The following is a 20785-nucleotide window of genomic DNA, read 5'->3' as shown; positions in this document are numbered from 1 at the left end:
GCGTTTCCGACTCTATCAGAGTCAGTCTCGCTTGTTTTCCGCCTTCCAGTTCTTCGCTTTCGCGTTTCCCTTTCCGGCGAGTCCGACTCTATCAGTCCTTTTCTTTCCCTCTGACCACTCTCCGTTTTGCCGAATGGGCATACGGAGAGAAGGCAGGGTCAAGATCAGAACCGGAGAGGAGGGGTCCCGTCCATCGGCCGTTCGCGAAATGTTCACGCGGGGCTTCCTGGCGGGAGTCACGACAGTACAGGCCCACCGGGGCCCGAGCAAATCGATTCAGGCGTATGGTCTAGTCCACCGGTCTAGTCCACTAGTCTCCGTGCCGAAGGACCAGTCCGGATCGGGACCAACATCGGGCGAACCCGAACATGTTGTGACTTATCCTTCTGGAGAGTACGCCGTTCGCGACAGGTAGTGACGGCGACACGATGAAGCCCCACCCCTGGGAGGCCCCCATGACCAGCGTGACGTCCCCACTTGCCGGGACCGCCATCGGACTCGCGGCAGTGCCCGATCCGGTGTTCTCCGGCGCGATGGTGGGACCGGGCACCGCTATTGATCCTGTGCGCGAGCCTTCGGAGGCGGTGTCCCCCGTAGACGGTGTAGTCGTCTCCCTGCACCCGCACGCGTACGTCGTCGTCGACGGTGAGGGCCACGGTGTGCTCACGCACCTGGGCATCGACACCGTTCAGCTCAACGGCGAGGGCTTCGAGCTGCTCGTCAACAAGGGCGACACCGTGACGCGCGGCCAGGCCGTCATCCGCTGGAACCCGGCGGCGGTCGAGGCCGCAGGCAAGTCCCCCATCTGCCCCGTCGTGGCGCTGGAAGCGACTGCCGACTCCCTCACCGACGTCGTCGAGGCCGGAGACATGAAGGCCGGAGACGTTCTCTTCGGCTGGCAGTGACGCATCCGCCTGCTCGGGCGAACTGGACATCCAACGCGGCGGGTGGACCCGCCGCTCAATCGGAGACAGGTGAAATGGAGACAACGCTGCGAGGCGTCGGCGTGAGCCACGGTGTGGCGATCGGCGAGGTTCGGCACATGGGCACGGCGGTTCTCGAACCGCCGGCGAGGCAGATCACCGCGGACGAGGCGGAGCGCGAGCAGGGGCGCGCCCGTCAGGCCGTGGAAGCTGTGTCGGCCGACCTGATCGCCCGGGGCCAGCTGGCCGGTGGCGAGGCCCAGCACGTGCTCGAGGCCCAGGCGATGATCGCCACGGACCCCGAGCTCATGGCGGACGTCGACCGGCGCATCGCCGTCGGCAGCACTGCGGAGCGCGGTGTGTACGACGCGTTCGCCGCCTACCGCGACCTGCTCGCCGGTGCCGGTGAGTACATGGCCGGCCGGGTGGCCGACCTGGACGACGTGCGCAACCGCATCGTCGCGCGCCTGCTCGGCGTGCCGATGCCGGGTGTGCCCGACAGCGACGAGCCGTACGTGCTGATCGCGCGGGACCTGGCTCCCGCCGACACCGCTCTGCTGGACCCGACGCTGGTCCTCGGTTTCGTGACCGAGGAGGGCGGCCCCACCAGCCACAGCGCGATCCTCGCGCGGGCGCTGGGCGTGCCGGCCATCGTGGCGCTGCCGGGTGCCGGTGAGATCGCCGAGGGTACGGTCATCGCCGTCGACGGCAGCACCGGTGACCTGTTCGTGGAGCCGAGCGCGGCGAAGCGGGCCGAGCTGGAGGCCGCGGCCGCCGAGCGCAAGGCCGCGCTCTCCGCTTCCTCGGGTCCGGGCGCCACGTCCGACGGCCACAAGGTGCCGCTGCTGGCCAACATCGGTGGTCCGGCGGACGTGCCGGCCGCTGTCGATGCCGGGGCCGAGGGTGTGGGCCTGTTCCGCACCGAGTTCCTCTTCCTGGACGACAGCAAGCAGGCGCCGACCGAGGAGAAGCAGGTCGAGTCGTACCGCAAGGTCCTCGAAGCCTTCCCCGAGGGTCGTGTCGTCGTACGCGTTCTGGATGCCGGCGCCGACAAGCCGCTGGACTTCCTGACCCCGGCCGACGAGCCGAACCCGGCTCTGGGTGTCCGTGGTCTGCGCTCGCTGCTCGAGCACCCGGACGTGCTGCGTACCCAGCTCACCGCGCTGGCCAAGGCCGCCGAGGGACTGCCGGTCTACCTCGAGGTCATGGCCCCGATGGTGGCCGACCGCACCGACGCCAAGGCGTTCGCGGACGCCTGTCGCGAGGCCGGTCTGAAGGCGAAGTTCGGTGCGATGGTGGAGATCCCCTCCGCCGCGCTGCGGGCGCGCTCGATCCTCCAGGAGGTCGAGTTCCTCTCGCTGGGCACCAATGACCTGGCCCAGTACGCCTTCGCCGCCGACCGTCAGGTCGGCGCCGTTTCGCGGCTGCAGGACCCGTGGCAGCCCGCGCTGCTCGACCTGATCGCCATGTCGGCGGAGGCCGCCAAGGCCGAGGGCAAGAGCTGTGGCGTCTGTGGCGAGGCCGCCTCCGACCCGGTGCTGGCCTGTGTGCTGACGGGTCTGGGTGTCACCTCCCTTTCGATGGGTGCCGCTTCGATTCCCTACGTGCGGGCGACGCTGGCCAAGTACACCCTCGCGCAGTGCGAGCGTGCGGCTGCCGCCGCGCGCGCCACGGACAGCGCCGAGGAGGCCCGGGTGGCCGCCCAGGCGGTGCTGTCCGGCGAGTAGTCGGATGTGGGATTGACGTTCGAGGGGCCTTCGCCGGTGGCGGGGGCCCCTCGGCCGTTTGCGGGCGGGCGGCGCCCGCCCGGCTCAGTGGTGCGGGCCCGGTTCGTCCACCTCGTACCCGGGGCAGTACTCGACACCGGGCTCGGGGCCCACGGGGTCTCCGGTGTCGGCGTCGGTGCAGTAGGCGTTGAACACGGCCGCCGCCGAGAGGGGTACCAGGCGGCCTCGGTCCAGGCGCCAGCCGTGCACGCGGTCGCGGCCGCCCTCGGGGGTGCTGCGCAGGACCAGTCCCCCGGGCCCGCCGAGAGCCAGGCCTGCGGCGAGGACGGTCACGAAGTCCAGGCCGTCGCGGCCGTCCACCTGGGGCCGGCCGCCCGGGCCGGTGTCGGCGTGGAGCACGGCGACGAGCTGTTCGTGTTGCGCGGGGACACTGCACACCAGGTGGTGGTGGCCCGGGCCGGCCCGGTCGACGAGGCGCCGGAGCGCCTCGGTGGCGCGCTCCAAGGAGGCGGTCCCGATGTCCTCCCCGCAGTCGGCGCAGCGGCCCACTTCGGCCAGCAGGGAGCTGGCGTACTCCCAGGTGGCCTGCCGGACAGCCGAGTCCACGAGGAGCGGGACCAGTTCGTCGATGGGCTGGCCGGCGTACGGAAGGCCCCCGGTGGCGCCGCCCAGTGCGGCGGTGAAGCGGGTGCGGGACCCGGGCGTGTCCGGGTCCAGTCCCCGGTCCGCGCAGTAGTCGGCGTATTCCTCCGGGTCGAAGAGGGCGATGGTCGTGTGGATGCCCTGGGCCGCGAGGGAGCGGAGCAGCCGGTCCACGTGGTCCAGGTAGTCGCGGTGGTCGTCGAAGGCGAAGCTGCGGTACGCGCGCATGGCCGCGAAGTCCCCGGCGTCGGCCAGGAGGCCGACGGTGCTGGGGACTTCGCGGCGCAGGGTGCGGCGCCTGCCGGCGCGGGCCGGACGGCCCGTGGTGGTGGCGGTTCCGGTGTCGTTCGAGCGTGGCATGGTTCCCCCTGAGTGGCGCGATCGCTTGCTCACTCAGAGTAATCATCGCCACTGACAGTGGCCCCTCGCGTCAGCCGCGGGTGCGGGCGAGCTCCTCGTAGAAGTGCAGGAGGTCCAGGTTGTCGACCGAACCGGGGTTGACCGCCTTGGCCATGGGGGCTCCCTGGAGGAGGCGCTTGACCGGGACCTCGATGCGCTTGCCGGTGAGCGTGTGCGGGATGCCCGGGACCTCGATGATCTCGTCGGGGACGTGGCGCGGGGAGAGCTCCTCGCGGATCGTCGCCTTGATCCGGGAGCGGAGGTCGTCGTCGAGGACGGCCCCCGGCGCGAGGTGGACGAAGAGCGGCATCCAGTACCCGCCGTTCGGTTCCTCCAGGCCGATGACCAGCGATTCCTTGATCTCGGGGAGTCGCTCGACGGCCTCGTAGATGTCCGCGGACCCCATCCGGACGCCCTGGCGGTTCAGGGTGGAGTCGGAGCGGCCGTGGATGACGACGGAGCCGTGGTCGGTGATCGTGATCCAGTCTCCGTGGCGCCAGACGCCGGGGAACATCTCGAAGTAGCTGTCGCGGTAGCGGCTGCCGTCGGGGTCGTTCCAGAAGCGGATCGGCATGGACGGCATGGGATTGGTGACGACGAGCTCGCCGACCTCACCGGTGACGGCCTTGCCGGAGGGGTCCCACGCCTGGAGGTCGGTGCCCAGGCAGGCGGCCTGGAGCTCGCCGATGTGGACCGGGAGCGTGGGGACGGCGCCGGCGAAGCAGCTGCACACGTCGGTGCCGCCGCTGACCGAGGCGATCCAGAGGTCGTCGGCCACCTCGTCGTGGAGCCAGCGGAAGCCGTCGGGCGGCAGCGGGGACCCGGTGGTGGCCACGCACTTCACGGCGGAGAGGTCGAAGTCGCGCGAGGGGTGGACCTCCGCCTTGCGGCAGGCCATCACGTAGGCGGCGGAGGTCCCGTAGAGCGTGGCCCCGGTCCGCTCCGCGATGCGCCATTGGGCTCCGGTGTCGGGGAAGCCCGGGCTGCCGTCGTAGAGCACGACGGTGGTTCCGGTGAGCAGGCCGGAGACGAGGAAGTTCCACATCATCCAGCCGGTGGAGGTGTACCAGAAGAAGCGGTCCTCGGGGCCCAGGTCGCAGTGCAGGCCGAGCTGCTTGAGGTGTTCGAGGAGGATGCCGCCCTGCGACTGGACGATGGCCTTGGGCAGGCCGGTGGTGCCGGAGGAGTAGAGGACCCAGAGCGGGTGGTCGAAGGAGACCGCTTCGAAAACCGGCTCGGCCTCGCCCGAGGTGAGGTCCGACCATGCGAGGGCGCCCTCGGGGGCCGGGGTGCCGAGGAGCGGGATGTGGACGACCGCGCGCAGCGAGGGGAGCTCGGCGCGCAGTTCGGCGACGGTCTCGCGGCGGTCGTGTTCCTTGCCGCCGTAGCGGTAGCCGTCGACGGTGAAGAGGACCACCGGCTCCACCTGCTGGAAGCGGTCCAGGACGCTGCGGGCGCCGAAATCGGGGGCGCAGGAGGTCCAGACGGCGCCGACGGCGGCGGTGGCGAGCAGTGCGGTGACGGCCTCGGGGATGTTGGGGAGGTAGCCGCTGACCCGGTCGCCGGGGCGCACGCCCAGGGCGCGCAGTTCGGCGGCGAGCGCGCCGACCTGGCGGCGGAGCTCGGCCCAGGTGAGGGGGGTGGGCTCGTGGGTCTCGTCGACGTGGAGCAGCGCCGCGTCGGCGGCGCGGGCCGGGTCCTCGGCCGCGCGCAGGGCGTGCTCGGCGTAGTTGAGGGTGGCACCCCGGAACCAGACAGCGCCCGGCATGGACCGGTCCGCGAGGACGGCCTCGTACGGGGTGGTGAAGCGTACGTCGAACCACTCGGCGACGGCCTGCCAGAAGGTGTCCAGGGCGTCGACGGACCAGCTGTGCAGGGCCGGGTAGCCGCCGTCCGCGGGGGCGCCGTGGTGTTCGGCGGCCCAGGCCTGGAAGGCGGTGATCCGGGCCGCGGCGATCCGGTCGGGGCCCGGGGACCAGAGGGGCTCGGAGGGGGTGGCTGCTGCGGTCATGCGTCGGCTCCCGGTCACGTCTGCGGTTCGCGCCTCGTGGGCGTGTCGTGGTGTGTGGCGTCTGGTGTTCGTACGGTGCCATCGCGCGCGGGGTGTGCGCACGGGGGCTCACAGGGACGATGCCATGTGATCGACATCCGCACCAGAGCCGCCCTCGGCGGTCGGCTGTGATCCTTTTGCGGGTGAACGGCAGTTGAACGGCGCCTTCTGGGCCGGGTGGCGGTGGCAGGGTGGGCGCCATGGACGGTCGTGGGCTGGTGCGTGCGGTGAAGGACCTCGGCAGCGAGCGGGGGCGGCGCGCCTGGCGCTCGGCCCTGCGCAACCGGCGCGTGGACGCGGCGGGGCTCGCGCCGCGGGGCGCGGAGCGGGCGCGGGTGCCGGGGCTGCTGACCGGTACGGAGCCCCGGCCCGGTGGTGGGGTGCTCCGGTTCACCCGATCGGACCTGCTGGTCCGGGTCACCGTGGGCGGGGCGGTGTTCTGGGGCTGGGACGGTGCCGCGCCGACGCCCTCGTACGCGGTGGTCGGCAGCGGGCCGGAGCCCGATCCGCGCGCCGTGCTGGAACCGGACACCGACGGCGGGTGGCGGGTGGTGTCCGAGCGCGTGACGGTGGCGGTGTCCCGGCACGGGGCGGTGGAGGTGCGCACCCCCGGCGGGGCGGTGCTGCGGCGGGATCTGCCGCCGCGGTGGTGGGAGCCGGTCGGCTCCGCCGGGGCCGCGGGGGGTCCGGGTGCTCCGGCAGGTCCGGGGAGGCCGGGCGCCCCGGCGGGCAGCGGGGGTGGAGCGGACGGTACGGGAGCCGCCGGTGATCCGGGCGCGGCCGGAGTGACGGGTGACGCGGAGGGCACGGGCGCAGCGGGCCGCGTGGGCGGGGCCCGGTGGCTGTTGCGCAGTGAGGTGGCGGCGGACGCGCGGGTGTTCGGGCTGGGCGGGCGGCCGGTGGGGCCGCGGTTGCGGGACGGGAGCTACCGGCTGTGGAACACCGATCCCCGGGGCGGGTTCGGGTCCGGGTCCGGCGAGGACCCGCTGTACATCACGATGCCGGTGCAGCTGGTGGTCGCGGACGCGGGCACGCACCTGGTCTTCCACGACAACTCCTGGGACGGACGGGTGGTGTTGCGGGAGGGCGAGGAGGGCGCGGGCTCGGGGGCGGACCGCCCCGGCTCCTGTGAACTGCGCATGGAGAGCGGCCCTTTGCGGTGCTGGGTGCTGGTGGGGCCGCCCGGGAGGGTGCTGCAGGGCTGGTCCGGGCTGACGGGCGGGGCGGCCGTACCGCCGGAGTGGGCGCTCGGGTACCAGCACGCGCGGTGGGGGTTCGGGAGCGCGGCGGAGGTGCGGCGGATCGTGGCGGGGTACGCCGGGCACGGGCTGCCGCTGTCGGCCGTGCATCTGGACATCGACCACTACGACGGCCACCGGGTCTTCACCGTGGACCGCGAGCGGTTCCCCGACCTTCCAGGATTGGCCAAGGAGTTGGCGGACGGTGGCGTCCGGCTCGTCTCCATCGTCGACCCGGCGGTGAAGACCGGCGACGCGGTGCACGCCTCGGGGCTGGCGGTCGGCGCGCACGGGGCCTTCGTACGGGACGCGGCGGGGCGGGAGGTCCGGGGCGAGGTGTGGCCGGGCGAATGCGCGTACCCGGACTTCACCGATCCGGCGGTGCGGCGGTGGTGGGGCGGGCTGTACGAGGAGCGGCTCGCGCAGGGCTTCGCCGGGGTCTGGCACGACATGAACGAGCCGGTCTCCTTCGCCCCGTTCGGGGGCCGGACGCTCCCCCGCTCGGCGCGGCACGCGCTGGACGGGGCCGGCGGGGACCACCGGGAGGCGCACAACGTGTACGCCCTCGCGATGGCGCGGGCGGGCTGGGAGGGGCTCGTACGGCTGCGGCCGGCCGAGCGGCCTTTCCTCTTCTCCCGGTCGGGGTGGGCGGGGATGCAGCGGTACGGGGGCACGTGGTCGGGTGATGTGGAGAGCAGTTGGGACGGGCTGCGGGCCTCGCTGGCGCTGGTCCTGGGTCTCGGGCTGTGCGGGGTGCCGTATTCGGGGCCGGACATCGGCGGCTTCTGGGGTTCGCCGTCACCGGAGTTGTATCTGCGGTGGCTGCAACTGGGCTCCTACTTGCCGCTGTTCCGGACCCATGCGGCGATCTGGGCGGGCCGGCGGGAGCCGTGGGAGTTCGGGGAGGAGACCACCCGTGCCGCGCGGGCCGTCCTGGCCGAACGGGAGCGGCTGCGGCCGTACTTCGTGACGCTGGCCCATCTGGCGCGGCGGACGGGGGCACCGTACGTGCGGCCGCTGTGGTGGGGGGCGCCGGAGGACCGGGCGCTGCGGGACTGCGAAGACGCGTTCCTGCTGGGTGACGCCCTGCTGGTGGCTCCGGTGCTGGAGTGCGGGTCGGACCGGCGGGCGGTGCGGTTGCCGCGCGGGCGGTGGTACGACACGGTGACGGGCCGGGCGTACGAGGGGCCGGGCCAGATCCTGCTGGACGCCCCGGCGGACCGGATCCCGGTGCTGGCACGGGCCGGATCGCTGCTGCCGGTGCGGGCGGCCGACGGGTCGGTGGCCCTGGAGGCGTGGGCCCCGGCGCGGGGCCGCACGGGCGGCGGGGTGGTGATCCGGGACCCCGGGCCGGGCTTCGAGCCGGGCGAGGTGGAGCGGTACGTGGTGCGGTGGGCCGGGGACGCGGTGGTGGTGGAGGACGAGGCCGGGGAACGGGTGGAGGGGGTGGTGCTGCGAGGGCTGTGAGCAGGGCGGGGGCGGGGCGGACCGGGGCGGGCCGCACCGGTCGGCTCAAGCCGGGTGGGTGTACCGGCCCTCGAACCAGGCATCGGCGGCCTGCGTGTGGAGCGGGAACGCCAGTTGCTGCGGGCCGCGCAGGACGTGCCAGCCGGTGGTTTCGTCCGTCGCGGTCGATGCCGGGAGGGAGGCGGCGGGGCGGACGGGAAGGAGGCCGAAGACGAGCAGGTGGCCGGCCGGCGAGCTGAGGGTGTCGGCGAGGGCGACCTCGGAGGCCGGGGCGTGGATGCCGGTCTCCTCGCGGAGTTCGCGGACGACCGACTCGCGCCAGTCCTCGCCGAAGTCCATGAACCCGCCGGGCAGGGCGATGCCGCCGAGGGCGGGCTCGATGGTGCGGGTGATGACCACCAGGCCGGTGCCGAGTTCGTCCTCGACGGGGAGGAGGGCGACGGCGACCGGGAGGGGGTTGCGATAGGCGACCGCGCCGCACGAGGGGCAGGTACGGGGCCAGTCGGCCGAATCGAACAGGGCTCCACAGGCGGAGCAGTGCGAGTCCTTCAGGTGCGCCGGCATGCGGCGATGGTATGCCAAGGGGTATGCGGATGGCGGTCGTTGCGGGATGGGTGGGCACGCTGGGGGTGCTGGCGGCGATGGCCGCGCCCGGGGCGGCGGTCACGCCTGCGGCGGTGGCCGCGCCCGGGCCGGTGGGCGGCCCTGGGGCTGCTGGAAGTCCCGGGGCGGTGGCCGTGCCCGGGTCGGTGGGGGGTAAGGGGACGGGTGGAAGTCTCGGGGTGGTGGGTGGGTCCGGGCAGGTGGGCGGGTCCGGGGTGGGGGGTTCGGGCCGCGGGGATTCCGCGGGGTGGGGTGCGTCGGGTGGGGGGTTCGCCGTGGTGGGGGAGGTGGATGCGAGCATCGGGCAGGAGATGCGGTACGCCAGCTCCGGGAATTTCACCGGTGCGGTCGTGGACGGTTACGACGAGCCCGTCTGTCTGCTCGCCCGGCCCGCCGCCGAGGCGCTGCGGCGGGCGCAGCGGGAGGCGTTGCGCGGTGGGTACTCGCTGCTCGTGTACGACTGCTATCGGCCGCAGCGGGCCGTCGACCGGTTCGTGCGGTGGGCCCGGGACGGGGCGGATCAGGGGACCAAGGCGGAGTTCTATCCGAACGTGGCCAAGGAACGGCTGATCCCCGAGGGGTACATCGCCGAGCGGTCCGGGCACAGTCGTGGCAGCACCGTCGACGTGACCTTGACGCGCCTCGGGCGGGGGCCCCTCGACATGGGGACGCCCTTCGACTTCTTCGATCCGCTCGCGCACACCGACAGCCCGCGGGTGACGGGTGCGGCCCGCGGGAACCGGGAGCTGCTCGGGCGCCTGCTCGGCGCGCAGGGGTTCGTGAACCTGCCGCAGGAGTGGTGGCATTTCACGTACGCACCGGAGGCGTTCCCGGACACGTACTTCGATTTTCCCGTCTCTGTCGCCTCCGTTCAGCGCTGAGTACCGTGCCCGCATGACATTCAGTTCGTACGAGGAGTTCTGGCCCTACTACGTCGCCATGCACTCCCGCGCCGCCACCCGCTGGATCCATCTCACCGGAACGCTCACCGGTCTCGCGCTCACTGTCTACGGGCTGGCCCGCGGCCGGAAGCGCTATGTCGCCGCGCTCCCCGTGATCGGGTACGGGACGGCCTGGCCGGCGCATTTCCTGATCGAGGGGAACAACCCCGCCAGCTTCGGGAATCCGGGGTGGTCGCTGCGCGGGGACGCGCAGATGATCCGGATGATGCTGGCCGGGCGGGACGCCGAGCTCGGTGAGATCGCGCGGAAGTGGCTCGCGGAGAACCCCTGCGAGGAGTGCGTTCCCGGGGGTGCGCTCCCGCTCGTTCCCTGACAGACTCCTGACGGTTCGTCAGGTACTGGTTTCGGGAGGGGTCTTGGAACGCACACGCACACCCGTGGTCGGCGGGTGGTTCACCGGGGACGACGCGGACGGCGGGTTCCGCCTGCTCGGCACCCGGTGCTCCGCCTGCGCCGCCGTGTTCTTCCCGCGCGAGGACGCGTACTGCCGCAATCCGCACTGCCCGGGCGGCGGCGAGCTCGCCGAGACCCCGCTCTCCCCGCGCGGCCGGGTCTGGTCCTACACGGACGGGCGGTACCGGCCGCCCGCGCCGTACGTGTCCGACCCTGACGCGCCCTGGACCCCGTACACCCTGGTCGCCGTGGAGCTGGAGGCCGAGGGGATGGTCGTGCTCGGGCAGACGGCGCCCGGGGTGGGCGTCGGTGATCTGGCGGTCGGGATGGAGGTCGAGGTGGTCGGCGGCGTGCTGAACGTGGACGCCGACGGCACGGCCTGGACCACCTGGAACTTCCGGCCCGTGGAGGTGGAGCGGTGAGCGCCGATGTCGCCGTCCTCGGGGCCGGCATGCATCCGTGGGGCAAATGGGGTCGCAGCTTCGTCGAGTACGGGCGGGCCGCCGCGCGGGCCGCGCTGGCCGATGCCGGGCTGGACTGGACCGACGTGCAGTCCATCGTGGGGGCCGACACCGTGCGGTCGGGGTACCCCGGCTACGTGGCCGGGGCCACCTTCGCGCAGGCGCTGGGCTGGCAGGGCGCGCGCGTGACCAGCGTGTACGCGGCCTGCGCGTCCGGCGCCCAGGCGATCGGCGCGGCCAGGGCGCAGATCCTGGCCGGGCTGGCCGAGGTGGTGCTGGTGGTCGGGGCGGACGCCGCCCCGAAGGGGTTCTTCGCGCCGGCGGGCGGGGACCGGCCGGACGATCCGGACTGGCTGCGCTTCCGGGTCCTGGGGGCCACGAACCCGGCGTACTTCGCGCTGTACGCACGGCGCCGGATGGCCCTCTACGGGGACACCGGTGAGGACTTCGCACAGGTCAAGGTGAAGAACGCGGCGGCCGGGCTGCTGAACCCGAACGCCCGCTACCGCAAGGCCGTGACGGCCGAGGAGGTGGCCGCCTCGGCGATCGTCGCCGATCCGCTGCGGCTCCTCGACATCTGCGCCACCTCCGACGGGGGCGCGGCGCTGGTGCTGAGCAGCATGGACTTCGCGCGCTCGCGGGGGGCGGTGGACCCGGTGCGGATCCGGGCCGTGTCCACGGTGACGCCCACGTATCCCCGGACCGTCCTGGACCTGCCGGACATCGCCACCGACTCGGTGACCGCGGCCGCGCCGGCTCCCGGCTCCTTCCGCGCCTCGATCGCGCGGGCGGCGTACGAGGAGGCGGGGCTCGGGCCGGACGACCTCTCGCTCGCCGAGGTCTACGACCTGTCCACCGCGCTGGAGCTGGAGTGGTACGAGGACATCGGCCTGTGCGGGGAGGGCGAGGGGGCCAAGCTCGTGCGGGAGGGCGCGACCGCGCTCGGCGGGCGGATCCCCGTCAACACCAGCGGCGGACTGGCGTCGTTCGGGGAGGCGGTGCCGGCCCAGGCCATCGCCCAGGTGTGCGAGCTGACCTGGCAGCTGAGGGGCACCGCCGGGGAGCGGCAGGTGGCGGGTGCGCGGGCTGGAATCACCGCCAACCAGGGGCTGTTCGGGCACGGATCTGCGGTCGTCGCGGTGCGCTAGCGCCCCCGTGCGGCGATGAGCAGCGGCTGCTGTCCGAACGCTTGACGGCCCCGGACGGCGGGTTCACACTCTCTCCACGGTCCCGCTCCGCGACGGGCACCCCGGATCCCCCCATGAGAGCTGCGGCCCGTACCCCAGTCGGCGGGGGTACGGGCCGCCTCCATGTCACGGCCCGGGGCCGGGGCCGTGCTCTCGGATCAGGCCGGGCCCTGGGCCCCCGTCGTCAGGCTCTGGCGGCGGGCCCTGGCCAGGGTCATCGCGTGCTCCACGACCCCCACCAGGACGTCCTTGACCGACTCCCGGTCCCGTGCGTCGCACAGCAGCACCGGGACCTCGGGAGTGAGGTCCAGAGCCTCCCGTACGACCACCACGGGGTACTGGTCGGCTCCGTCGAAGCAGTTCACGGCCACCAAGAAGGGGATCTCGCGCCGTTCGAAGTAGTCGATGGCGGCGAAGCAGTCGGAGAGCCGCCGGGTGTCCGCGAGGACCACGGCGCCGAGCGATCCCTGGGCCAGCTCGTCCCACAGGAACCAGAAGCGGTTCTGTCCGGGGGTGCCGAACAGGTACAGCACGAGGTCCTCGCGCAGGGTGATGCGGCCGAAGTCCATGGCCACCGTGGTGGTGCTCTTGCCCTCCACTCCCCCGGTGTCGTCGATGCCGCGTCCCGGCTCGGAGAGGCGTTCCTCCGTCCGCAGCGGCCTGATCTCGCTCACCGCACTGACCAGGGTGGTCTTGCCCACCCCGAAACCGCCCGCGACCAGGATTTTCAGGGTCAGCGGCTCGACCGGCGTCACGGCATGCATGGCGCCGGTGCGGCTAGAGCGCCCGAAGGCCATCGATCACCTCACGCAGAATGGATTCGTCGGGCAGTTCGGCCGGGGGGACCGGCCGGGTCACGTGGACCAGTTCGTCGTCGACGAGGTCGCCGATCAGGACGCGTACGACCCCGACCGCGAGGTCGAGTTCGGCCGCGAGTTCCGCGACGGACTGCGGGCGGAGCAGGCAGAGCCCGAGGATGTCGGCGTGTTCCGGCGACAAGGTCGTGTCCCAGACCGGGTCTTCGGCGGCGGATTCCGCGACCACCAGCGCGATCAGGTCGAGGCGGTGCTGTCCGGTGTGGCTGGTCCGGCCGCGGGTCATCGCGTACGGACGCACCACCGGACCCGCGTCGTCGTCGAACCACTGGTCGCCAATGGCGTCGGAGGCGGCGGGGATGTGGGCGGGGTGGTCCTGGCCTGGATCGCTCATGCCTTCCGACTCACCCTCCGGCTGGCAGCCCGGTGCGCGGGGCGGTCGCCAGGTGGTCACCGACCCGCTTGACCATGAGGGTCATCTCGTACGCGACCTGGCCGACGTCGGAGTCGGCGTCGGCAAGCACCGCCAGGCAGCTCCCGTCGCCGGCCGCCATGACGAACAGGAACGCCTCGTCGAGCTCGACCACGGTCTGGCGGACCGTGCCGGAGTCGAAGTGGCGGCCGACGCCCTTGGCGAGGCTGTGGAAACCGGAGGCCACGGCGGCCAGGTGCTCGCTGTCCTCCCGGGTGAGGTCCTTGGAGCTTCCGGTGGGCAGGCCGTCGCCGGAGAGGACCACGGCCTTGCGGATGCTGGCGACCCGGTCGACGAGCTCGTCGAGGAGCCAGTTGAGCGGGCCGGAGCCGCGGCCCCTGGTGTCGTTGCCGGACTGCGGTGCGGTCATCGACCGTCCCCTTCGTTCTCGCTTCCGGGACCGGTGGCGGCAGGGGTGCCGGCCTCGGTCACGGGCTGGTGTGGTGCGTTCTGCCGCGCCGGCCGCGTCGGGTCGGCCTGCCGGGCGTGCGTGGTCCGTGCCGCCCGCTCCGCGTGCGCGGCCTGCGTTGCCTGCTGTGCCTGCGTGGTCTGCTGTGTCTGGGCTGTCTGCTGTGCCGGGGCTGTCCGCTGTGCCTGCGCGGCCTGGTCCGCCCCGGTCGCCTGCGCCGCCTGCTGCCGCGCGTGGTGGTCGCGGCCCGCGGTCCAGCCGCGCTGGAGCGAGGACATGCGCCGGCGCACGTCCTCCGCGTCGCGGTCGGCCGCCGGGTCCGCGGCGGCTTCGGCGGGGGACGGGGCCGGGGCGTCCTTGAGCTGGGGCGCGAGGCTGGCCTGGCGGATCCGGCGGGGCAGGGTCGCCCCGGAGGGTGCCGCCGCGGGGTGGGCCGGTCCGTTCGGGACCGGCGCCTCCTGCGCGGGGTCCGGGACCGCCGAGACGGGACGGGGCTCCACGCGGCGGCCGTGCTCCGCCACCAGGGTCGGGGCGGGACGGCGGCGCGGGAGCGGGACGGCGCCGGGCGAGCGGGCGCCATCGGGCCGGGCGGAGTCCGCGCGTGCCGGCTCCAGGCGGACCGGGCCGGTGGGCGGCAGGGGCTCCCGCTCGCGGTCGCGGTGGTCGCGGCGTTCCCGGCCGCGGTCGTGGCTCCGGTCCCGGTCGCGGAGGCCGTCCCGGCCCGGGTCGCGGTCGCCGAGCCGGGCGCCGCCCCGCTCGGCGGGGGCGTCGGCGGACCGGTCGCCCTTCCAGAGGCCCGTCCGGTCGCCGGAGCCGTCCGCTGCCCGGTCGCCCATGCGGTCCGCGATGCGGTCGCCCTTGCGGGGACCGCCGCGATCGGTGTACCGGTCCGCGTGCGGGCGGCCGGCCGGGCGCAGGCCGAGCAGGGAGTTGCGCGAGATGCCGTTCGGCGGGGTCTCGTCGTCGAGGGTGGCCATGGCGGGCCTGCCCTTGGCTCCGGAGACCCCAGTGCGCCCGGTTGGTCCGGCCGAGCCGGTGATGCCGATGGGGGCGTCATCCGGGGCCGGGACGGGCTCGTCCAGCCCCAGCATGCCGATCGGGGCCTCCAGCTCGACGGGGCCGCGCAGTTCGGCGCCTGCCGGGAGCCGGCGGTCGGCGGAGCCGCTCTCGGCGACGGCCCGCGGGCGGGTGGCGCCCACGGGTCCGCCGAGCGCCTTGCCGCCGGCCAGCCTGATGCCGGTGCCGTTGGTCTCGGGAGCCTCCGTCAGCAGGGCCACCGGGAGGAAGATCACCGCGGTGGTGCCCCCGTAGGGGCTGATCTGGAGGCGGACCTTGACCTCGTGCCGGTGCGCGAGCCGGCTGACGACGAACAGGCCGAGCCGGTCGGTGTCGGAGAGTTCGAACTCGGAGGTCTCGCTGAGCCGGAGGTTCGCGTCGAAGAGCGCCTCGGGGGTCATGCCGAGGCCGCGGTCGTGGATCTCCAGGGTGAATCCGTTGGCCACGCGCTCGCCCAGGACCTGGACCGCCGTGTGCGGCGGGGAGAAGACGGTCGCGTTCTCCAGGAGTTCGGCGATGAGGTGGGTGACGTCGGCCACGGCCGGGCCGGCGATGCCCAGGCGCGGCAGCCGGCGTACCTCGATGCGCTCGTAGTCCTCCACCTCGGCGACGGCGGCCCGTACGACGTCCATCAGCTGGATGGGCTTGCGCCACTGGCGGGAGGGTGCCGCGCCGGAGAGGATCACCAGGCCCTCGGCGTGGCGGCGCATGCGGGTGGTCATGTGGTCGAGGCGGAAGAGGTCGGCGAGCTCCTCGGTGTCCTCGGTGCGCCGCTCCATGGTGTCGAGCAGGGTGAGCTGGCGGTGCAGCAGCACCTGGTTGCGGCGGGCCAGGTTGACGAAGACCTCGGACACCCCGCGGCGGAGCTCCGCCTGCTTGACGGCGGCCTCGATGGCCGCGCGCTGGAGGGAGTTGAGGGCCTGGCCGACCTGGCCGACCTCGTCCTTCTCGTACTCCAGGCGCGGGGCCTCGGTCTCCACGTCCACGTGCTCGCCCGCGGCGAGGCGGCGCATCACGCCGGGGAGGCGGATGCCGGAGACCTCGTGGGCTTCCTTGCGGAGCCGGGACAGGTCGCGGATCAGCTCGCGGCCGATGCGCATGGACAGGACGAGGGAGACGATGAGGGCGATGAACCCGAGCACCCCGGCGAGGGCGGCCTGGACCAGGACGTCCATGGCGACGGGCTCGACGCGCTCTTGGTAGCGGTCGCCCGCGGCGGTGCCCATGACGGCGAGGTCCTCGAGCACCTTGCCGGTGGCCGCGTCCCACTGGGCGGGGGTCACGTTGCGCGGGCTGTGGGTCGGACCCTGGACGAGGAATCGTTCCTCTGCCTCGCGCAGGGCGCGGCTCTCCGGGTTGTTCCAGTACTGCTCGAACTGCTCCCGGTCGGCGGCCGGGAGGATCGCGAGGTTGAACTCGTAGAGCAGCTTGCGGTTGGCCACGAAGTCGGAGGCGTTGCGGATGTCCGCCTGGCTGACGTGGCGGGCGGCCAGGGCCCCGGCGACGAGTGCGTCCTCGCGCGAGAGGGTCTCGCGGGCGCGGGTGATGCCGACCAGGGCGCGGCCCTGCTTGTCCATCTCCACGTCCTGGAGCGCGTGGAGGTTCATGAGGAACTCGTAGCAGGGGTCCACGAGCCGGTTGTAGAGCTCCAGTGCCTGGTTGGTGTCGAGGGAGCCCCCGTCCACCGCGCTGCGGAGCGCTCCGATGCTGCGGAAGGCTTCGAGGATGGAGCTCAGGTGCCGGGTGGAGTCCGGGTCGAGTTCGTCGGCGACCTCGGGGTCCTTGGCGTCGGCGGAGATCTTCTCGACCGCCGCGTCGGTGGCCGCGCGGCTCTCGAGGAGTTCGTTGTTGGCGCTCGAGGCGCGCGGGTCGCCGATGACCACGAGGGTCTGGCGGCGCTCCTTCTGGATGACGCGGACGACGTCCTCGACCGGGTAGCCGACCTTGTCGATGACGTAGGCGACACCGAGCAGTTGGACGGCCTGCCGGCCGGTGATCACCGTTGCGAAGCCCCAGAGGGCGGTCAGGGAGACGAGCGGCACAAGGAGCAACGCCACGATCTTCCGGCGGATGGACTTCCCGCGAAAGCGCATGGCCTCCCCAGCCTCCCCCAGCTCAACCCCGTTACCGGGGGTTGGTGTTCCGTCATTTAAACGGCGTGAGCCTACTACTGCCACGGCGAACCTTCGAAGACCTGTCCGGACGTTTTCGGCCTGACCCCCGGACGAAGATCACGAGTTGTCCGTTAGTTCCCGTGAAGTGCGGCCCGATATGTGGCAGATGACACTTGGTGGGGCCTCGGTCCCCGTCGCGGAATGGATGGCTGGAATTCTTCGTTCCGCGATACTTCGGGGCGCCCGGCGCGTCCGGGAAACGGGAATCTATCGGCCCCTCCGTGCGTCTACCTGTTCGGGGCGGGCATGAGCTACCGCGTGGAGGGGAGGGAGCCGACCATGGCGAAGAGGTACGAGGGCCACGGGGCCGACGACGCGGGGCCCGGGGCTCAGCGGGGACGGGCCCTGTGGGTCGACCAGCCGGCGGGGCGCAGGCGCATGCCGGACCCGGTGCGGACGTCCGCCGTGCGGGCGGTGCTGATCGTCGCCGTGACGCTGACGGCCGCGACGATCTCCTTCTTCCTGACGGTCACCGGCTCCTGGCTGGCGCTTCCGCTGTCGCTGTGCTCGATAGCGGGGGTCGTCGTGGCCACGTGGGGCGTACTCGACGTGCTGATCACCCGGCAGACGTGGAACCAGCGCTACGGGGTCCTCTCGGAGCCCAGCAGTACGGCGCGCGACCGGCGGCGCGAGCGCCGCACGGCACGCCGGGAGGCCCGCTCCGCGCCTCCCCTGCCGCCCCGCAGGCCCGCACGCGGCGAGGCGACCGGCATCTGGCCGCCGCAGACGGGTACGGGGCGCGGCTGAGGCGCCCTGGCGCCGGTGCCCCGCGGTGGTTCCGCGGGCCTGCGCCCGGCGCGCCGGCCCGCCAGAGCCGAGCCGGGCGAGCGCGCCGGGAAGGTGCCCGGCGCGCCGGAAAGGCTCAGCTGCGGCGGTACATGCGGGTCGCCGTGATCTCGCCGTGGATCGTCTCCCCGTCCGTGAACTGCTGGGGCAGGCCCGGTCGGAGGTGTTCCTCGACGCTGATGTACTTGAGCCCCGCGCGCAGGTCGGCGTCGTTGCGCAGCCGGATGACCAGCGGGAACTCGGCGAGGGCCGTGGTGTCGAACAGGCCGGTGGTGTACAGCAGCTGGACGCCGAGCGCGTCCGAGACGGCCCGCTGGAGTTCCAGCAGGTACGTGGCGTTCGCGCGCCCGATCGGGTTGTCGAGGAAGAGCGTGCCCGCGTGCCGGTGCTTGTCGCGGCCCCGGTCGTTGCTGCGCAGCGCCGCCATCGTGCAGTACAAGGCGATCGCGGCGGTGAGCAGCTGGCCGCCGGAGAACACGTCGCCCATCTGACCGACCGGGACCCGCTCGGCGCGCAGCACCGCGTCGGGCTTGAGGATCTCCACCGCGATGCCCTTGGGTTCCAGGGCCGCCTGGACCCCGTGCAGGAGCAGCGACATGCCGTCGCGGCGGCCCTCCCCGAAGGAGGCGGTGCTGTTCTTCTTCACGGCGGCGCGGGTCGCCTCGTCGATGACCTCGCCGAGCCGCTCGGTGAGGGTGGCCTGGTCGGGCTCCTCGAAGCGGATGCGCAGGAACTCCTGGCCCGACCACTCCCCCAGTCCCTCGGGGAGCTGGGAGAGGCGCTGGGCGGAGCGCAGGGTGGCCAGGGCCGATTCCACGAGCCCGCGCAGCCGGTCCACGATGCTGTCCCGGTTGCGCTCCAGCTGAGCCAGCTCGTCGGTGAGGACGCGCAGCCGGGGGGCGAAGGCCACGGCCCAGGCCGCGGCGTGCTCGGGCAGGGCGGAGGCGGGCAGTTCGCGGATCTGCTGGCGCGCGGGGGTGCGTACCTGCTCGTAGCGGTTGGCGTTGGCGTGCCGGACCAGGATGTCGCTCGCCTCGCGGACGGCCGCCTCGGCGGCGGACAGGTCGGCGGCGCAGGCCCGTAGCGAGCGGCGGGCCTCGGTGGCCGACTGGCGGGCCTCCTCCAGGCTGCCGGGGTGGGCCACGGGCTCCTGCTCGTCCTCCTGGTGGGTGTGGTCCCGCAGGAGGTCCCGGAGCATGGCCGCGGTCTCGTCGAAGCCGCCCGCGCCCTCCTCGGCGGTGCGGTGGGCGCGCAGCAGGTCGGCGTGGGCCGCGCGGGCGGACTCCACCGCGGCGGTGTGGGCGGCGAGTTGGGCGGTGGCGGTGCGGAGCATGGCCTGGGCGTCCTCGACGTTGTCGGGGATCAGCTCCTCGGGCAGCTCGGTGTGTGCCCCGCCCTCGGCGGGGGCGTGCCGTTCCGCCTCGCCGCGCAGGCGCCCGAGCTGCTCGCTCGCGGTGGAGGCGCGGGTCTCCAGCATCTGCACGAGGGCCTCGGCGCGGGCGGCCGCGGCCTGCCGGGAGGGGCCGTCGGCCCCGTCGGTGCCCTCGAGGAGCTGCGCGGCGCGGGTACGGACCTTGTTGGTGAGGCGGTCGAGTTCGGCGAGGGCCACCGACTCGTCGCTCTCGGCGCGGGCCTGTTCGGAGCGCAGGTCGGCGCCGACGCCGACCTTCTCGTAGAGCTGGGAGGCGGCGCGGTAGGCCTCGCGGAGGGCGGGGAGCGGCGCCTTGGCCGTGGCCCCGTTCCCTGCGGGGGACTCGGGCAGCGGATCCGGTGCTCCGGCGATCTCGGCGCGCTCGGCGCGCAGGGCGCGGGCGGTGCGGCGGGCGTCGTCGGCGGCGCGCTGGGCGGCGCGGCGGTCCTCGTCGGCGGCTCGGGCCCGGTCGAGGCAGGCCTCGGCGCGGGCCTCGGACTCGGCGGCGTCGTCGGCGAGTTCGCGCAGCTTGGCCTGCCAGCCGGCGCGCTCGCGCAGCCGGTACGCGAGACCGGCGAGGGCGTCCGCGACGCGGCGGGCGCGCTGGGCGGTGTCCTGGCGCTCCTCGCGGACCCGCGCCGCGTCGGCGGCGGCCTCGTCGGCCTCGGCGCGTACGGTACGGGCCTCCGCGAGCTCGGCGTCGGTCTCCTCGGCGAAGCCGCGGGCGGCGGCGGCCTGCTCCGCGAGCTCGGTGAGGCGGCCGGGCGGGCAGCCGGTGCGCCACGAGAGGAGCCGGGCGGCGAGTTCGCGGTCGCCGGACAGGCGGGCGGCGAGCTCCCGGATCTCGGTGTCGCGGGCGGTGGCGCGGGCGCGCAGCGCCTGGCGCTCCTCGTCGGCGGCGTGTTCGTCGTGCATGGCCGGGTTCGGCGGGACGATGAAGATGCCGGACCCCGTGGCGTCGCCGGCCGGGGGAACCGGCGCCAGCAGGGCCGCGGCGGTACCGACGGCGACGGTGGAGCGGGGCAGCAGGGCGGCGCCGGAGAGGACCTCGCGGGCCCGGGAGTGGGTGTCGGGGTCGGTGATGACGACGCCGTCGACGAGTTCGGGGCGGGCGGCGAGGACGGCTGCGTGGTCGGCCGGGTCCACGGACTGGGCGAGGTAGCGCCAGCCGGGGAGGGCCGGGATGCCGTGTTCGCCGAGGAACTCGACGGTGGCGAGCACGTCGGGGCCGGGCGGCAGCAGGCCGCCGTCGCCGAGGGCGCCGAGGATGCGGGAGTCGTCGGCGGCGGCGGTGCGCAGGTCGAAGAGCTGGCGTTCGGCGGTCGCGACGGCGCGGGTCAGCAGTTCGCGCAGTTCGTCGGCGCCCCGGTCGAGGTCGGCGACCGTGAGCCCGGCGGCGGGAGCCGCGTCTGCGCCCGGTCGGCCCGGCGCGGGGGACCCGGAGGGGCCCTGGGACACATCACCGGTCCCGGTCGCTCCCGGGGCGTCCGGGAGGCCCAGAAGGGCGGCCAGGCGCGGGGCCCCGGCGAGGGAGGCGGCGGCCCGGTACTCGGCGTCGTGGGCGGCCTCGGCGGCGTCGGCGGCGTCGGCCGCGCGGGCGGCGGTGAGTT

General features: G+C 73.8%; 15 protein-coding genes and 1 pseudogene. 8 read left to right on the top strand and 8 right to left on the bottom strand.

Annotation, left to right across the window (positions count from 1 at the left end):
• Positions 1–455 precede the first annotated feature (455 nt).
• Together ABZY57_RS26470 and ptsP are read left to right on the top strand one after the other, a co-directional pair.
• Positions 456–905 (top strand): PTS glucose transporter subunit IIA, encoded by a 450-nt coding sequence (locus tag ABZY57_RS26470; RefSeq protein WP_356515990.1) that lies wholly within the window; start codon positions 456–458, stop codon positions 903–905.
• A 74-nt stretch (positions 906–979) separates the two neighbouring features.
• Positions 980–2650 (top strand): phosphoenolpyruvate--protein phosphotransferase, encoded by a 1671-nt coding sequence (ptsP, locus tag ABZY57_RS26465; RefSeq protein ID WP_356515988.1) that lies wholly within the window; start codon positions 980–982, stop codon positions 2648–2650.
• Positions 2651–2734: 84 nt separating this feature from the next.
• Here the strand turns inward: ptsP and ABZY57_RS26460 are convergent, their stop codons facing one another.
• Together ABZY57_RS26460 and ABZY57_RS26455 are read right to left on the bottom strand one after the other, a co-directional pair.
• Complete coding sequence (locus ABZY57_RS26460) at positions 2735–3652, bottom strand: hypothetical protein (RefSeq protein WP_356515986.1); 918 nt, start codon at positions 3650–3652, stop codon at positions 2735–2737.
• A 70-nt stretch (positions 3653–3722) separates the two neighbouring features.
• On the bottom strand, positions 3723–5702 hold the full coding sequence (locus ABZY57_RS26455; RefSeq protein ID WP_356515984.1) for an acetoacetate--CoA ligase: 1980 nt from the start codon (positions 5700–5702) through the stop codon (positions 3723–3725).
• Between the two features lie 239 nt (positions 5703–5941).
• On the opposite strand from ABZY57_RS26455, the gene ABZY57_RS26450 reads away from it, so the two are divergent.
• Positions 5942–8446, top strand: a complete 2505-nt coding sequence (locus tag ABZY57_RS26450; protein WP_356515982.1) for a glycoside hydrolase family 31 protein — start codon at positions 5942–5944, stop codon at positions 8444–8446.
• A gap of 45 nt (positions 8447–8491) precedes the next feature.
• Here the strand turns inward: ABZY57_RS26450 and ABZY57_RS26445 are convergent, their stop codons facing one another.
• The gene (locus tag ABZY57_RS26445; protein WP_356515980.1) at positions 8492–9010 is read right to left on the bottom strand and encodes an NUDIX domain-containing protein; all 519 of its coding nucleotides are present in this window, start codon (positions 9008–9010) and stop codon (positions 8492–8494) included.
• Positions 9011–9264: 254 nt separating this feature from the next.
• Here ABZY57_RS26445 and ABZY57_RS26440 point away from each other — a divergent pair, with 254 nt between their 5' ends.
• The 4 genes from ABZY57_RS26440 to ABZY57_RS26425 are packed head-to-tail and all read left to right on the top strand — an operon-like array spanning position 9265 to position 12013.
• Entirely contained in the window at positions 9265–9930 is a 666-nt protein-coding gene (locus ABZY57_RS26440; protein ID WP_356515978.1) for a M15 family metallopeptidase, read from the top strand.
• Positions 9931–9943: 13 nt separating this feature from the next.
• Positions 9944–10324, top strand: coding sequence for a DUF962 domain-containing protein (locus ABZY57_RS26435; protein ID WP_356515976.1), 381 nt, complete (start codon positions 9944–9946; stop codon positions 10322–10324).
• A gap of 43 nt (positions 10325–10367) precedes the next feature.
• Positions 10368–10826, top strand: a complete 459-nt coding sequence (locus ABZY57_RS26430) for a zinc ribbon domain-containing protein (protein WP_356515975.1) — start codon at positions 10368–10370, stop codon at positions 10824–10826.
• Positions 10823–12013: a lipid-transfer protein gene (locus ABZY57_RS26425; RefSeq protein WP_356515973.1), complete on the top strand. Its 1191-nt coding sequence runs from the start codon at positions 10823–10825 to the stop codon at positions 12011–12013. Before ABZY57_RS26430 ends, ABZY57_RS26425 begins: the two co-directional genes overlap by 4 nt.
• A gap of 197 nt (positions 12014–12210) precedes the next feature.
• Here the strand turns inward: ABZY57_RS26425 and ABZY57_RS26420 are convergent, their stop codons facing one another.
• The 4 genes from ABZY57_RS26420 to ABZY57_RS26405 are packed head-to-tail and all read right to left on the bottom strand — an operon-like array spanning position 12211 to position 16897.
• Positions 12211–12849: an ATP/GTP-binding protein gene (locus ABZY57_RS26420; protein ID WP_356515971.1), complete on the bottom strand. Its 639-nt coding sequence runs from the start codon at positions 12847–12849 to the stop codon at positions 12211–12213.
• Complete coding sequence (locus tag ABZY57_RS26415) at positions 12830–13261, bottom strand: DUF742 domain-containing protein (RefSeq protein WP_356515969.1); 432 nt, start codon at positions 13259–13261, stop codon at positions 12830–12832. The genes ABZY57_RS26420 and ABZY57_RS26415 overlap by 20 nt, the downstream gene beginning before the upstream one ends.
• 10 nt (positions 13262–13271) lie before the next feature.
• Positions 13272–13709: a roadblock/LC7 domain-containing protein gene (locus ABZY57_RS26410; protein WP_356515967.1), complete on the bottom strand. Its 438-nt coding sequence runs from the start codon at positions 13707–13709 to the stop codon at positions 13272–13274.
• Entirely contained in the window at positions 13706–16897 is a 3192-nt protein-coding gene (locus tag ABZY57_RS26405) for a nitrate- and nitrite sensing domain-containing protein (protein ID WP_356515965.1), read from the bottom strand. The genes ABZY57_RS26410 and ABZY57_RS26405 overlap by 4 nt, the downstream gene beginning before the upstream one ends.
• A 360-nt stretch (positions 16898–17257) precedes the next feature.
• Between ABZY57_RS26405 and ABZY57_RS26400 the strand changes: the two genes are divergently transcribed.
• Complete coding sequence (locus tag ABZY57_RS26400) at positions 17258–17725, top strand: hypothetical protein (RefSeq protein WP_356515963.1); 468 nt, start codon at positions 17258–17260, stop codon at positions 17723–17725.
• 115 nt (positions 17726–17840) lie between these two features.
• Here the strand turns inward: ABZY57_RS26400 and ABZY57_RS26395 are convergent.
• A pseudogene (locus ABZY57_RS26395) lies at positions 17841–20785 on the bottom strand (hypothetical protein); the annotation flags it as partial.

The sequence above is a fragment of the Streptomyces sp. NPDC006450 genome (genome assembly GCF_040612195.1).
In the GTDB taxonomy this organism is placed as follows: Bacteria; Actinomycetota; Actinomycetes; order Streptomycetales; family Streptomycetaceae; genus Streptomyces.
This window is presented reverse-complemented; position numbering and strand designations above follow the sequence as displayed.

What these genes read in the sequence shown, in the direction of transcription:
- ABZY57_RS26405 (WP_356515965.1), bottom strand. Translation starts at nt 16,897, where the DNA reads ATGCGCTTTCGCGGGAAGTCCATCCGCCGGAAGATCGTGGCGTTGCTC.
- ABZY57_RS26450 (WP_356515982.1), top strand. Translation starts at nt 5,942, where the DNA reads ATGGACGGTCGTGGGCTGGTGCGTGCGGTGAAGGACCTCGGCAGCGAG.
- ABZY57_RS26410 (WP_356515967.1), bottom strand. Translation starts at nt 13,709, where the DNA reads ATGACCGCACCGCAGTCCGGCAACGACACCAGGGGCCGCGGCTCCGGC.
- ABZY57_RS26435 (WP_356515976.1), top strand. Translation starts at nt 9,944, where the DNA reads ATGACATTCAGTTCGTACGAGGAGTTCTGGCCCTACTACGTCGCCATG.
- ABZY57_RS26445 (WP_356515980.1), bottom strand. Translation starts at nt 9,010, where the DNA reads ATGCCGGCGCACCTGAAGGACTCGCACTGCTCCGCCTGTGGAGCCCTG.
- ABZY57_RS26455 (WP_356515984.1), bottom strand. Translation starts at nt 5,702, where the DNA reads ATGACCGCAGCAGCCACCCCCTCCGAGCCCCTCTGGTCCCCGGGCCCC.
- ABZY57_RS26400 (WP_356515963.1), top strand. Translation starts at nt 17,258, where the DNA reads ATGGCGAAGAGGTACGAGGGCCACGGGGCCGACGACGCGGGGCCCGGG.
- ABZY57_RS26415 (WP_356515969.1), bottom strand. Translation starts at nt 13,261, where the DNA reads ATGAGCGATCCAGGCCAGGACCACCCCGCCCACATCCCCGCCGCCTCC.
- ptsP (WP_356515988.1), top strand. Translation starts at nt 980, where the DNA reads ATGGAGACAACGCTGCGAGGCGTCGGCGTGAGCCACGGTGTGGCGATC.
- ABZY57_RS26470 (WP_356515990.1), top strand. Translation starts at nt 456, where the DNA reads ATGACCAGCGTGACGTCCCCACTTGCCGGGACCGCCATCGGACTCGCG.
- ABZY57_RS26420 (WP_356515971.1), bottom strand. Translation starts at nt 12,849, where the DNA reads ATGGCCTTCGGGCGCTCTAGCCGCACCGGCGCCATGCATGCCGTGACG.
- ABZY57_RS26460 (WP_356515986.1), bottom strand. Translation starts at nt 3,652, where the DNA reads ATGCCACGCTCGAACGACACCGGAACCGCCACCACCACGGGCCGTCCG.